Here is a 13,452-nt window from a genome sequence, read left to right as displayed (position 1 = left end):
TATTTTTTGGAGAAGCCTATGCCTACTTGTTCTGAAGCCCGAGCCAGCCTCCTTTCGCTGCTGCGCGGCGTTGAACACTTCAACACTGAAATTTTCCCGGCCAAGCAGAACCTTTTTGCTGCTCTGGCAGATGGCCAGTCTCCGAATGCCCTGTTTATTGCCTGCGCGGACAGCCGTATTAACCCCAGCCTGATTACCCAGACGGAACCGGGTGATCTGTTCATTCTGCGCAACATTGGCAACATCGTTCCGGCCTATGGCGAAATGCTGGGTGGCGTCTCTTCCGCTGTGGAATACGCTGTGGCTGGGCTGGGTGTGTCCGCCATTATTGTCTGCGGCCATTCCGATTGCGGCGCGATGAAGGCCCTGCTCGCTCCGGAAAAAAGCGGTCTGGACAAAATGCCGACGGTCCGCAGATGGCTGCGCAATGCAGAAGCCGCCCGCGCAGCCCTGGGCGACCTGAAAGCAGAAGATGCTGGCCCGGCCAACGTCCGCAGCCTGTCTGAACAGAATGTGCTGCTGCAACTGTCCCACCTGAAAACGCACCCGGCTGTGGTAGCCGGTATGGCGCGCGGCACACTGTTCCTGCAGGGCTGGTTCTACGACATCGGCACCGGCGAAATCACCATTCTTGATGAACAGACCCGTAAAACCACCACTATTGCGGAAGCCATTTCGCATCTGGAAGCCGAACCAGCCTAAGAGTCAGACGGTTTGCTTTCAAACAAGACCAGGACCGGCGGAGCGCCTGCTTCGCCGGTTTTTCTTTGCATGAGCCGCTTTGCACACTCTCTGGCGCTCGCTGGTGCCGTGTGCCTTCTGGGAGCGGCAGTGACCGGCTGCCTCACGCAACGCGCTCTCGCCAACTCCCCGGCTGAACACGCGCTCATCACTCCCCCATTACAGCCAGAGCACGCACCTTCGACGCCGACAGCCGCTTCGGCTTCGGCTCCGGCCCATCCACTCAAACTGGCGACATGGAATATGGAATGGCTGATGGCGGAAGATGGGCCGCTAGCCGCAACCGCTCCACCGGACCGACCACATCGCACTGCCGCCGATTTTGAAAAACTGGCGGCCTACGCGCAGCATCTGGATGCTGATATCATCGGACTACAGGAAGTGGACGCCGCCACCACGGCAGAGCGGCTTTTCTCCGCCCGTACCTATCAGATCTTCATGACGGATGACGCCCTTCTCCAGCACCCGGCGCTGGCTATCCGCAAACCGCTCCGCGCCCACAAAAACCCGGATCTGGTGGAACTGGACGTCGCCCCCGCAACCGCCGCACATCAACTGCGCCGTGGGCTGGATGTGACGGTAGAGACCGGCACAACGCCACTCCGTATTCTGGTTCTGCATCTCAAAACCGGCTGCTGGGACAATCCGGTTGCAGACAAGCAGCATAACTGCCCCATTCTCGTGCAACAGTTTGGCGTGCTGCAAAACTGGATCAGCGCCCGCGCTGCTGCGCATGAAGCCTTTGTGATTATGGGCGATTTCAACCGGCGCATGACGGTTTATGATCCGTTTTTCCTGCTGCTGACTCACGCAGCCCCGCTGAGCCTGACAAGTGCCGGATGGGCCAGCCCGTGCGAAAACGGCTCTTATTTCATTGCCATATTCTGCTGGGCGGCGGCACACAAAGCTGGCTGCAACCACATTCCTTGCGTGTGATGACCTATCGGCCAGATAGCCAACCTCTCTGACCATTGCGCCGTATCGGTGCGGCTTAGTCCACAAGCGCCCTTACCCTCTGCCGCACGCACCCCAAAAACTCCAACAACTGGCAGCCAGCCATAAAAAAAGCCGCTGAGGATTGCTCCCCAGCGGCTTTTTTGCACTCACCGTAACCCCGGAAGGGGTCAGGATAACTCTTAGAAGGCGCGGCCACGGCCAGACGATGCGCCGCCACCGGAGCGACCACCGCCACCCGGACGGCCACCGCCACCATTGCCACCACGCGGCGGGCCACCACGGCCACGACCACCGCCGCCGCCATTCCCGCCACGCGGCGGACCACCGCGCCCACGGCCACCGCCACCCAGCACGGGCGGACGCATGGTAGAGACCTCAGCACTTTCGGAGTGCCAGGGGTGGTCACGCACCACCGGAATGGGCTTGCCAATGGTTTTTTCAATATCACGCAGCCAGGCGCGCTGTTCCGGGTCACAGAAGGACACGGCCCAGCCATCACGCCCTGCACGAGCCGTCCGACCAATGCGGTGGACGTAGCTTTCCGGCACGTTCGGCAGATCGTAGTTGAAGACGTGGCTCACATCGTCCACGTCAATGCCACGTGCTGCAATGTCGGTCGCGACCAGCACTTTAACGCTGCCAGCACGGAAACCGCTCATGGCCCGCTCACGCGCACCCTGAGACTTGTTGCCGTGAATGGCTTCCGCCACCACGTTGTTTTTGTTCAGGAATTCCGCAACCTTGTTGGCCTCATGCTTCATGAGGGTGAACACCACGGCGCGGGCAACCTTGGGGGATTCCACCAGTGTCAGCAGAGCATCGCGCTTGTCGGTGCCTTCCACAAACATCACAGCCTGCTGGATACGGTCCACCGTGCTGGACGGCGGGGTGACTTCCACCTTGGCCGGATCATGCAGCAGAGAGTTCGCCAGATCCGCAATGCTGCGCGGCATGGTGGCAGAGAACAGCAGTGTCTGCCGTTTTGCGGGCAGATAGGTCATGATGCGGCGGATATCGCGCACAAACCCCATGTCCAGCATGCGGTCGGCTTCATCCAGCACCAGCACTTCAAGGCCGGAGAGGTCAATATAGCCCTGACCGATCAGGTCCAGCAGGCGGCCGGGAGCTGCAACCAGCACATCCACGCCACGGCGCATGGCTTCAACCTGACGCCCCTGCCCCACGCCACCAAACACAACGGCCTGCGTGAATTTCATGTGACGGGCATAGGCCTTAAAGCTTTCGCTGATCTGGGAAACCAGCTCACGCGTGGGAGCCAGCACCAGAACGCGCGGCTTTTTAGGGCCTGCAACCTTGGGGTGAGCATTAAGGTGGTTCAGAATAGGCAGAGCAAACGCTGCGGTCTTCCCGGTGCCTGTCTGGGCCAGACCCAGCAGATCACGGCCTTGCAGCAGATGCGGGATGGACTGGGCCTGAATGGGGGTCGGGGTTTCATACCCCTGCTCAGCCAGCGCCTTCAACAGAGGAGGGGCAAGATTCAGTTCAGAAAACGTAATCATCAGGGCAAACCTTTTCGTGCAGCCTGAAAAGCGAGACGAGACCACCCTTTTTCAGTTACGCACCATATCGTGTCAGGACGGAGTGAAAACGGCACACCCTGTGCACGATCCCTCACCCGCATTCATGAACATTTTTTAACAATGCTGGCAGCGTCACGTCTTTTCAGAAAAAGCCAGTCTGAAAACCCTGCCTTGATTTGTATATAAGTGGAGTTTTCCTGCCCCGCAAGCCTTCCGTACCATATTGGTCCTAAAAGAAAGCCGCCATATAATCGTCACAGTCTGTTCACGCCTCAGGCCGCAGCGCGCAGACGCAATGAAACAAAAGCCATCGCTGCTCAATTTTAAAGGAGGTTTTAAAAAACAGAACAGGCGCTTCCTTTTCCAAAGAGAGCATCCGGTTCCGTTGCGAACTAACCAAAGTTTTAGAAGAAATCTTCACAAGTTGTTCAAAACCGCCGCTTCAGCCCGCAAAACGGCCAGCGCAAACAACGCCTCTTCGCTTCCGGTCAGCTTTCCTCTGGCGGCGGCGGGCACTCACCTTCGCGCCGCAGCAGGAACAGCGCCTGCTCACCAAACAGGTTGGCCAGCCGGATGGACCGCCGCCAGGGGGCGCGCTCGCCATCTTCATCCACCGCCATCCATTGCTGCACGCAATAGCCCTCTTCCGCGCACAGCGCGATGAAGTCCCGAATGGTGCAGGGATGAATATTGGGCGTTTCATACCACGGGGTATGCCAGACGGCTGTCATGGGCATCCGCCCGCTCAGCAACAGTTTCAGCCGCAATTGCCAGTGGCCAAAGTTGGGGAAGGAGACAATGGCGTGCCGCCCGATGCGCAGCATTTGCCGCAGCACTTCCCGCGGGCGTTCCACGGCCTGAAGCGTGCGCTGCAACACCACATAATCAAACGCATCATTGGGGTAATGCGCCAGATCGTGGTCCGCATCCCCATGCACCACGGGCAGGCCGTGGGCAACGGAGCGGGTCACTTCCCGCATATCAATTTCAATACCACGGGCATCACAGCCGCGCAGGCGGAACAGATGGTCAATCAGCGCGCCATCACCGCTGCCGACATCCAGCACCCGGGTACCGGGTTCGATCATTTCTGCAATCAGCCGTTGATCAAGACGCATCAGGCAAGCCCTGCATGATCTGCCACACCGCACAGGAAGCCCCGCACGGTTCTGTCAAAATCCGGTTCATCCAGCAGAAAGGCGTCATGCCCCTTGTCCGTTTCAATCTCCACAAAGGAGACGTTAGCCGCAGCCTGATTGAGCGCGCGCACCAGATAGCGGGAGCTGGACGTGGGGAACAGCCAGTCGGACGAGAACGACACCACACAGAACCGCACCGGCGTACCCGCAAAGGCCGCAGGCAGTTCGCCGTCATGCTCGGCAGCGAGGTCAAACCAGTCCATGGCGCGGGTAATGGTCAGGTAGGAATTGGCATCAAACCGCCGTACAAAGGCCGAGCCCTGATAGCGCAGGTAGGATTCCACCTCGAACACATCCCCAAACATGGCCAGAGAGGCTTCCGGGGCCTGCGCATCTTTGGGTTCCTGCCGCACCCGGCGGCCGAACTTGCGGGTCAGGGCTTCTTCCGAAAGATAGGTGATGTGCGCCATCATACGCGCCACGGCCAGCCCACGAGCCGGGACCACATTATGTTCCCAGTAGCGCCCGCCATACCACTCGGGGTCAGCAAAAATGGCCTGACGCCCGACCTCGTTAAACGCAATATTCTGGGCCGAATGGAAGGGTGCCGTGGCAATCGGCATGGCCGCCAGCATCATGTGTGGATACGTCACGGCCCATTCCAGCACCTGCATGCCGCCCATGGAGCCACCGACCACGGCAAACAGCCGCTCAATCCCTAAAGAGCGCACCAGCTTATACTGGGCACGCACCATGTCCCGGATGGTGATGGGCGGGAAATCCGTACCCCAGCGCTCTACCCTGCCTTCTGCACAGGCTGGCTTGAGGGAGCGCGGACCGGTGCTGCCCATGCAGCCCCCCAGCACGTTCATACAGATAACGAAAAAGCGGTCGGTATCAATCGGCCGCCCCGGCCCCACCATGCGCCCCCACCAGCCGGGCTTGCCGGTTTGCGGATGCGTTTCCGCCACATACTGGTCCCCCGTAAAGGCGTGGCAGATGACAATGGCGTTGTCCCGTCTGGGGGAAAGCTGGCCGTAGGTGCGATAGGCCACATCAAGGGATGGCAGATGCACACCGCATTCCAGATCCAGCCCATCGGGGAAGGTGGCGTGCTGATGGTCGCCGACATCAAGAGGCGCTGTGCTGTTCATGAAGGTGATACCAACTCCGGCTGGAAGACCTCCGACATAGGAGCGAAAACAGGACGGATCAAGTCCGCCTTAACGCTGCCGCAGGCCTGCCATGCCAGTGTTAGCCATCCATTTTCAGAGCGGCGAGGAAGGCGCTCTGCGGAATTTCCACTTTCCCGAACTGCCGCATGCGCTTTTTACCCTCTTTCTGCTTTTCCAGCAGTTTGCGCTTACGGGAGATATCACCGCCATAACATTTGGCCGTCACATCCTTGGACAGTGCACCAATGGTCTCACGCGCAATCACCTTGCTGCCAATGGCCGCCTGAACGGCGATCTTGAACAGCTGGCGGGGAATGAGGTCTTTCAGGCGGGCACAAATAGCACGGCCACGGGTTTCCGCTGCAGAGCGATGCGCAATGAAGGACAGCGCATCCACCGGCTCCTGATTGACCAGAATGGAAATGCGCACGAGGTCACTCTCCTCGTACCCATCCATCTGATAATCAAAGCTGGCGTAGCCGCGTGTGAGAGACTTCAGGCGGTCATAGAAGTCAAACACCACCTCGTTCAGCGGCAGGCGATAGACAGCCATGGCGCGGCTGCCCACGTAGGTCAGGTCCACCTGCACACCACGACGCTCCGTGCACAGGGTCAGCACAGCGCCCAGATATTCATCCGGCACCATGATGGTGGCCTTGATCCACGGCTCGTCAATTGTCTCGATCTGGGAGAGGTCCGGCATATCGGCCGGGTTGTGCAGCTCTTCTTTCTGTCCGTTGGTCAGCGTGATGTGGTACACCACGGACGGCGCGGTGGCGATCAGATCAAGATCGAACTCGCGGGACAGGCGCTCCTGAATAATTTCCAGATGCAGCAGACCAAGGAAGCCGCAACGGAAACCAAAGCCCAGTGCTGCGGATGTCTCGGCCTCATAATGGAACGAGGCATCGTTCAGGCGCAGTTTGGACAGGCTGTCGCGCAGCTTTTCAAAGTCATCCGCCACAATGGGGAACAGACCACACCAGACCACCGGAATGGAGGGCTTGAAGCCTGCCAGAGCCTTGTCCGCCGGGCGACGGTCATCGGTAATGGTGTCACCCACGTTACAGTCAGCCACGGTTTTGATGGCGGCATTGATGTAGCCCATCTCACCCGGACCGAGGCTTTCCACCGCCGTCATACGCGGGGCGAACACACCGACCTGATCAATCTGATGCACAGCGCCGCTGGACATCATGCGCATTTTCATGCCGCGCTGCAGCCGGCCTTCCTTGACGCGCACCAGCACGATCACGCCCAGATACGGGTCATACCAGCTATCCACCAGCATGGCCTGAAGCGGCTTTTCTGCATCGCCCACCGGCGGCGGCAGGCGGGTGACGACGGCTTCCAGCACGCCTTCAATATTCAGGCCGGTCTTGGCGGAAATTTCCACCGCATCATCTGCGGGGATGCCAATCACTTCCTCAATCTGCGCCTTGACGCGCTCGACGTCAGCTGCGGGCAGATCGACCTTGTTCAGCACCGGCACAATTTCATGGTTGGCATCAATGGCCTGATACACGTTGGCCAGTGTCTGCGCTTCCACACCCTGCGAGGCATCCACCACCAGCAGCGAGCCTTCACACGCGGCCAGCGAGCGGCTGACTTCATACGCAAAGTCAACGTGTCCGGGCGTGTCCATCAGGTTCAGGACGTAGGTCTTGCCGTCCCTGGCCGGATAGGTCAGCCGGACGGTCTGGGCCTTGATGGTGATGCCACGCTCACGCTCAAGATCCATATTATCGAGCACCTGATTCGTCATCTCGCGGGCGGTCAACGCCCCGCAAGCCTGAATCATGCGGTCGGCCAGTGTCGATTTCCCATGGTCAATATGGGCGATAATCGAGAAATTACGGATGAGCGAAAGGGGTGTGTCGGTCATGCTGCTCCCTTTAAGCGATACGGAGAGACTTGTCAGCCAGTTCCGCTCTACTTGGGTCTGTTTCCCGGTAAATTTTTCCACAAAGGCAAAACATCACGCATCGGGTGACGTCCGACCATCATTTTCAGAACGTGCCCATCACTACGCGATGCAGCCAGACACCCGCTTTTCCCTCCGGAACGGGTACGAGTGCGTCTTCTCTCACGAAAGGTGACGACACGTGCATGTCCTCCTCCGCCGCCGCGTAGGCTGGGATCCCTCGTAAAGGCGCGGCACTGGCGGTAAACGGCTGCACAGCCCAGCGGGATGAGGACAGTGCTCTCCCACCCGTTCTGCCAACCGGATCGACCTGCCTGCTTTCCGGCACACCCGCTTTCCTTTGCGCACCCGCCTCCAGCGGATTATCCAGCAGAATCCCCAGAACCGGCTCCATCCCCGACCGCCAGAGCAACACACGGTCAGAACGCCGGGGCGGCATATCGGGCATCAGCACCAGTGAGCTGCCTTCGCGCAGCAGCGGTTCCATACTGTCCGTATCCACGCGCACGACATACGCGTCTCCCGTTACGGCGCAGGGGAGCGTCACGTCTTCCCACAACACGCCGTTAGGGCGGCCTGTGCTATCAAACAGGCCGCTGCCCCGCAGGCGGGAGAGTGGCAGGCCGCGAATGCGCCGCGCTGCACCAATCCCTTGCCCGCGTCCCTCGCCTTCCAGCCTCCGAATAAAATCCGCCGGGGAAATTTTGAGAACATCCAGCGCCCGCAGCAGGGTGGGTAATGCCATCCACCGCATGTCACCATGCGGGCTGATCCTGCGAGACGGATTAAAGGTGGTCGGGTCCAGTCCCGCCGCACGAGCAAGACCGGAGGGTGTCAGGCCCTGTTCCAGCGCCAGTGCATCCAGCGCCTCCCACAGATCATCCGGGCGAATCATTCATGTGGTACAGACGCTGGCTTGAGCCCGTCTGCGATTTTCAGCACTTCCCGCGCATGGCGAGCCTCACCCTCATCGGTGACAAAAAAGCGGCCCTGTCCATCATCCCGCACAAAGCCCATGCCTTCCATCCGCACCAGACACGGATCATCCCGCTGCCCGGCGGGACGTCCCACCGCTCCCGCCAGACACAAACGGTGCAAGGCAGAGCGACAACAGGTTTCCAGATACGGTTCATTCCACATGGAATGCAGGATCATCAATCACTACGGGGAATGCAAGCGGCTTCTCTGCTCAGGCCGCATTCGGCGCCAAAACCTGCTGAAAACAGGTTTTCAGATTAGTCGTTCCCTTTAAAGGGCTGGCAGGCACATCATAGGCCTGCGTGACAAAAATCTCTGTCATATGGGCGTAAGACTGCGCGGCACTGTCTGAAAACCCATTCCGACGATACGCTGCCAGCAACTCGGCTTTAGGAAGAGACGCCACGCGCACCGGCTGGTTCAAAACCTCCCGCAGCAGCTCCGCCACATCCTCTGGACTATACTGCTCCGGGCCTTCCACCGCATACACGCCGGTTTCAGAGCCGGACTGGCGGGCGGGTTCAGCACAAAGGCGCGTCTGGCTTTTTGAAACAAGGCGGCCAGAGCTGATGTGTCCTGCACATTCAGTATCGCTGCCTCCGCCCCTTTCTGCCGCCATGCTTCGGCTTTTGCCGCACTGCGGGTTACGACCGTGACAGCCTCTCCCGCCTCCAGCAACGCCCGCGCCACACTGCCCCCAACATGGCCCGTGGCCCCCATCACGACATACATTTACGCACCTTTTCTTACCCACATTCTGGCAGGCCATCTGTGGAAATACGCCGGCTCCAAGACCTACGCTTACAAAGCCCTTCCCGTCAGAAAAACAGGTGGCGCTCTACCTCTGCACGCCACAGGCACAGCCTCATTTTCCCCATAAAAAAAGGGACGAACCCGTTTCCCGGTTCGCCCCTTCCCTTACGTCATGCCGGAACACCGTCCGGCAACAGTTTGGTCAGATCAATGCTTTTCCGCACCATCCGGCAGCGCATAGGCCACAATATAGTCACCCAGCTTGGTGCCGAAGGAGCCGTGGCCGCCGTCGGCTGTCACCACAAACTGGCGACCATTGGCTTCATACGTCATCGGTGTGGACTGACCACCGGCAGGCAGACGGTCCTGCCAGAGCTGGCGGCCGGTCGTGACGTCATACGCCCGGATGTAATAATCCGCCGTGGAGGTCAGGAATGCCACGCCACCAGCCGTGGTCAGCGGGCCACCCAGAGACGGAATACCAACCTTGAAAGGCAGCGGCAGCGGAGAGCTGTCCCGCACTGTGCCGTTGCGGTGCATCCACATGATCTTGTTGGTCTTCAGATCAATGCCCGCCACATAGCCCCAGCCCGGCTGTTTGCACGGAATGCCCAGCGGGGAAAGGAACGCATGCAGGTCCACACCATACGGCGTGCCATATTGCGGCTGCACACCACTTTCTGAACCGGACGGCCCGACATTCGGATTCGGCTCAGCCGGGTTACTCGGCCCACGCGGGATAAGGGTAGAGACAAACGGAATGGCAATCGGGTTGGTAAAGGCAATCTGACGCACAGGATCCACAGCCAGACCGCCCCATTCAAACATGCCCAGATTCCCCGGGAACACCAGCGTGCCCTGCTCGGACGGCGGCGTAAACGGCCCCTCATACCGCAGTTTCTTGAACATGATGCGGCACACCATCTGGTCCAGCATCGTGCCGCCCCACATATCCGCATCCGTCAGGTTTTTCTTCGGGCGGAAAGTGAGTTCGGAATAAGGCTGGGTAGGAGCCACATGGTCACCGGGGGCTGCACCCTGCGGCACCGGCGTTTCCGGAGCGGGGACAATCAGGTGCCCGTTGCGGCGGTCCAGCACAAAGATGTTGCCCGTCTTGGCCGGAGCATACAGCGCCGGAACCACCGTGCCGTCTGCCTGACGAATATCGACAAGGCTGGGCTGGGACGGAATATCCATATCCCACAGATCATGATGCACCGTCTGATAGAACCAGACTTTCTCACCCGTATCGGCGTTCAGTGCCAGGATACCGGACGCATAGCGTTCCTGATCGGCAGAGCGATGACCGCCCCAGATATCCGGCGTGGCCACACCCGTGGGGATGTAGATCATGTTCAGCCGGGCATCGTAAGACGATGTAATCCAGGAGTTGGGAGAGTTCGCCACATATTTGTGGGTGTCGGACGGCAGTTCGTTCGGGTTGGGGTTACCCGCATCAAATGCCCAGACCAGACGGCCCGTATACAGGTCATACGCACGCGTCACACCGGAGGGTTCATGCGTGGAATAGTTATCCGTCACCGCACCGGAGACAATAACAACCTTCTGCGTCACCACCGGCGGAGAGGTCGGCTCATAGAACCCGGCCTCATGCATCGGCATGCCGCCCTTCAGGTCCAGCTCGCCATCCTGACCAAAACCGTGGCAGCGCTCACCCGTTTCTGCATCCAGCGCAAACAGGCGACCGTCATTGGTCGGCAGAAACACGCGGTGGCTGCACTCGGTAGGAGCCGGCGTGCCATCACTCGTCACATCACCGGGATGCATCTCAGAATAAGAGACGCCACGGCAGGTCATGTGCTGGAAGGTCGGGTTGTACTGAAGTTTCGGATCGAACTTCCACCGTTCCTTGCCCGTGGCCGCATCCAGCGCAAACAGGATCTGGTGCGGGGAGCAGAGATACAGTGTGTCGCGCACCTTGATGGGCGTGACTTCATCCGTGAATTCGCCCGGGTCATTCGGGGTCTTGAGGTCATGCGTGCGGAACACCCATGCCACTTTCAGACCGGACACATTGGCCGGGGTAATCTGTTTGAGCGGAGAATAACGGTCACCAAACTGGGTGCGGCCATAAGCGGGCCAGTCGGCATCCGCTGCGTCCTGTGCATCACCCGGCACAATGGCAGCCTGCGGTCCTGCGGAGGGCAGAACGCCGGCAAGATCCTGCGGGTCCTGCGTCAGCGCAAAGCCATACACTGCCAGACCAGCCACCACACCCAGCGCCAGCGGCGCACGCCCCATGCGGGAGTGCGGGTAGAGGTCTCTGGTCACAAATGGCAGGAGCATCCACAGGCCCAGCGGCAGCAGCACGTCCCCACGCGGAGCCAGCGCCCAGAAGTCAAACCCGACTTCCCCCACGGACCAGATGAGCGTTGCGAAAACCAGAGCGGCATACAGCCACAGGGCTTCCTGCCGGCGCCGCCAGAGCAGCGCAGCCGTGACCAGCAGGACCAGCCCGCACAGCACATAAAAGAGAGAACCGCCCAGAGAAGCGAGCCATGCGCCGCCTCCCGTCAGGAACAGGCCCAGCACTGCCACAAGGACAGTCGTAATCAGTAACGGCATACCGGGCCGCGAAGATGGTGGCGTCATTCAGGTCAACCAATGTTGTCAGAAATGTAAGAAAGGACCACAACCGTATAAGATAAATTCATTTTTTTCCAGAAAAATTCTGGAACTGCGTCGCGCCTGATAGAAAACAGAGCAACTGATTGCTCTACGCACCCACGCGGCATGCTTTTTATCTTTTCTCAAGAAAGAACACAGGCTCTCTATCCTGAAGAAATAGAAATTTCTTCAAGAAGTCCTGAGAGAATTTTCTTTTTTTATCGACTCAATTCTAAAAACATTCCGGACAAGACTGTCAAAACATACAAAACCACAGACAGACACCGCCTGGCCCGTGGCCCTGGACATGAACTTTCATGCCCTCATGACGTTATTGGGCAGTATACGCCAACGCGACGTACGGGCATTTGTTCCGGCCAGTACACATGAACGGTCTTACACCATGACTTCACGCTTAGTTTCGCCTGCTGCCAGACCACACGGCCTCATGAGCCCCCTCTCCCGCTCCGCAACACTGGGGCTGGCCGCGCTGGGGGCGCTGCTGCCGTCCCTGTCCCACGCGGCCCCGCCCGGAGCGTTTGAAGCTGAACCGTTTGGCGCACTGGCAAACGGGCAGAAAGTCTCGCGCTACACGCTGCGCAACAAGGCTGGCCTCACCGTGCAGTTTCTCTCTTATGGCGGGGTCATTACCGCCATTTCCACCCCGGATAAGACCGGAAAGCAGGCCAATATCGTGCTCGGTTTTCCTACGCTGGAGGGCTACACACGGGATAGTGCAGAAGGCGGTCTGTTTTTTGGCGCGCTGGTGGGCCGCTACGCCAACCGCATTGCAAAGGCGTCGTTTGATCTGGACGGCACGACCTATCACCTCCCGGCCACTGAACCGCCGAACACCCTGCATGGTGGCCGGAACGGGTTTGATAAAAAGATATGGTCTGTCAAAAAACTTTCCGACCTGAGCAACGCCACCGGTGCGGAACTCACACTGGTCAGCCCGGATGGGGATGAAGGCTTCCCCGGCACGCTGACGGTCCGTGTGTCCTACATTCTGGATGACAGTAACCGCCTGAGCATCCGCTACCGCGCCAGCACCGACCGCCCCACCGTTCTGAACCTGACAAACCACAGCTATTTTAATCTGGGCGGTGAAGGCTCCGGCACGGTGGAAAATCACGTCCTAAGCCTGAACGCGGACCATTACACCCCGACAGATGATGCCTCCATCCCCACCGGCGATATTGCCAAAGTTGACGGCACACCACTGGATTTCCGCACACCGCACCGGATTGAGGAGCGACTGCGCAGCACGTTCGGGCAGATGCGCCACGCCAAAGGGTATGACCATAACTGGGTTCTCACCGCGCCAACCGGTCCGGCCCCCCGTCTGGCCGCCACGCTGACGGACCCGACTACAGGCCGCACCCTGTCCGTTTTCACCACGCAACCCGGCATTCAGGTTTACACAGGCAACAGTCTGGATGGTCGTTATGCTGGCCCGTCCGGCCGGACCTACCGACAGACAGACGGTATTGCGCTGGAAACCCAGTTTTTCCCGGACGCTCCGCACCACGCAAACTTTCCCTCAACCGTGCTCAGACCGGGTGAAGAGTTTGACCACACCACAGTCTTCGCCTTTGGGGTTCAGCCGTAAAAGC

The 13,452-nt window shown here is 59.4% G+C and carries 13 protein-coding genes; 4 read left to right on the top strand and 9 right to left on the bottom strand.

The features are described 5' to 3' along the window. Positions 1–18: 18 nt before the first annotated feature. The gene (locus AD928_RS09965) at positions 19–702 is read left to right on the top strand and encodes a carbonic anhydrase (RefSeq protein WP_061507834.1); all 684 of its coding nucleotides are present in this window, start codon (positions 19–21) and stop codon (positions 700–702) included. Positions 703–771: 69 nt separating this feature from the next. Then, positions 772–1,677, top strand: a complete 906-nt coding sequence (locus AD928_RS09960; protein ID WP_233420043.1) for an endonuclease/exonuclease/phosphatase family protein — start codon at positions 772–774, stop codon at positions 1,675–1,677. Between the two features lie 200 nt (positions 1,678–1,877). Here AD928_RS09960 and AD928_RS09955 read toward each other — a convergent pair whose 3' ends face one another. The 8 genes from AD928_RS09955 to AD928_RS15230 all read right to left on the bottom strand — a co-directional run bounded on the left by AD928_RS09955 (position 1,878) and on the right by AD928_RS15230 (position 9,175). Beyond that, positions 1,878–3,218, bottom strand: a complete 1,341-nt coding sequence (locus AD928_RS09955; RefSeq protein ID WP_062250246.1) for a DEAD/DEAH box helicase — start codon at positions 3,216–3,218, stop codon at positions 1,878–1,880. Between the two features lie 509 nt (positions 3,219–3,727). Next, positions 3,728–4,357: a methionine biosynthesis protein MetW gene (gene metW / locus AD928_RS09950; RefSeq protein ID WP_062250244.1), complete on the bottom strand. Its 630-nt coding sequence runs from the start codon at positions 4,355–4,357 to the stop codon at positions 3,728–3,730. Continuing rightward, positions 4,357–5,532 carry a homoserine O-acetyltransferase MetX gene (gene metX / locus AD928_RS09945; protein ID WP_061507837.1) on the bottom strand — a complete coding sequence of 392 codons (1,176 nt, stop codon included), beginning with the start codon at positions 5,530–5,532 and terminating at the stop codon, positions 4,357–4,359. Before metX ends, metW begins: the two co-directional genes overlap by 1 nt. Before the next feature lie 100 nt (positions 5,533–5,632). Next, on the bottom strand, positions 5,633–7,438 hold the full coding sequence (gene lepA, locus AD928_RS09940) for a translation elongation factor 4 (RefSeq protein ID WP_061507838.1): 1,806 nt from the start codon (positions 7,436–7,438) through the stop codon (positions 5,633–5,635). A gap of 124 nt (positions 7,439–7,562) precedes the next feature. After that, positions 7,563–8,372: a helix-turn-helix transcriptional regulator gene (locus tag AD928_RS09935; RefSeq protein WP_062250242.1), complete on the bottom strand. Its 810-nt coding sequence runs from the start codon at positions 8,370–8,372 to the stop codon at positions 7,563–7,565. Then, positions 8,369–8,617, bottom strand: a complete 249-nt coding sequence (locus tag AD928_RS09930) for a hypothetical protein (RefSeq protein ID WP_062250307.1) — start codon at positions 8,615–8,617, stop codon at positions 8,369–8,371. The genes AD928_RS09935 and AD928_RS09930 overlap by 4 nt, the downstream gene beginning before the upstream one ends. A gap of 49 nt (positions 8,618–8,666) precedes the next feature. Continuing rightward, positions 8,667–8,903: a hypothetical protein gene (locus AD928_RS15235; RefSeq protein WP_233420042.1), complete on the bottom strand. Its 237-nt coding sequence runs from the start codon at positions 8,901–8,903 to the stop codon at positions 8,667–8,669. Next, positions 8,876–9,175, bottom strand: coding sequence for an NAD(P)H-binding protein (locus tag AD928_RS15230; protein WP_233420044.1), 300 nt, complete (start codon positions 9,173–9,175; stop codon positions 8,876–8,878). Before AD928_RS15230 ends, AD928_RS15235 begins: the two co-directional genes overlap by 28 nt. On the opposite strand from AD928_RS15230, the gene AD928_RS14985 reads away from it, so the two are divergent. After that, positions 9,108–9,335: a hypothetical protein gene (locus AD928_RS14985; protein WP_062250238.1), complete on the top strand. Its 228-nt coding sequence runs from the start codon at positions 9,108–9,110 to the stop codon at positions 9,333–9,335. The two genes, AD928_RS15230 and AD928_RS14985, sit on opposite strands and share 68 nt — an antisense overlap. An 80-nt stretch (positions 9,336–9,415) precedes the next feature. On the opposite strand, the gene AD928_RS09915 is transcribed toward AD928_RS14985, so the two are convergent. Then, positions 9,416–11,821, bottom strand: a complete 2,406-nt coding sequence (locus AD928_RS09915) for a glucose/quinate/shikimate family membrane-bound PQQ-dependent dehydrogenase (protein WP_062250237.1) — start codon at positions 11,819–11,821, stop codon at positions 9,416–9,418. A gap of 418 nt (positions 11,822–12,239) precedes the next feature. Between AD928_RS09915 and AD928_RS09910 the strand changes: the two genes are divergently transcribed. Next, on the top strand, positions 12,240–13,448 hold the full coding sequence (locus AD928_RS09910) for an aldose epimerase family protein (protein WP_233420041.1): 1,209 nt from the start codon (positions 12,240–12,242) through the stop codon (positions 13,446–13,448). The last annotated feature ends 4 nt before the right edge of the window (positions 13,449–13,452 follow it).

Origin of the sequence: Acetobacter cerevisiae, assembly GCF_001580535.1 — a bacterium.
Classification (GTDB): domain Bacteria; phylum Pseudomonadota; class Alphaproteobacteria; order Acetobacterales; family Acetobacteraceae; genus Acetobacter; species Acetobacter cerevisiae.
The sequence above is the reverse complement of the archived record's forward strand: the minus strand, read 5'-3'. Positions and strand labels throughout refer to the sequence as shown.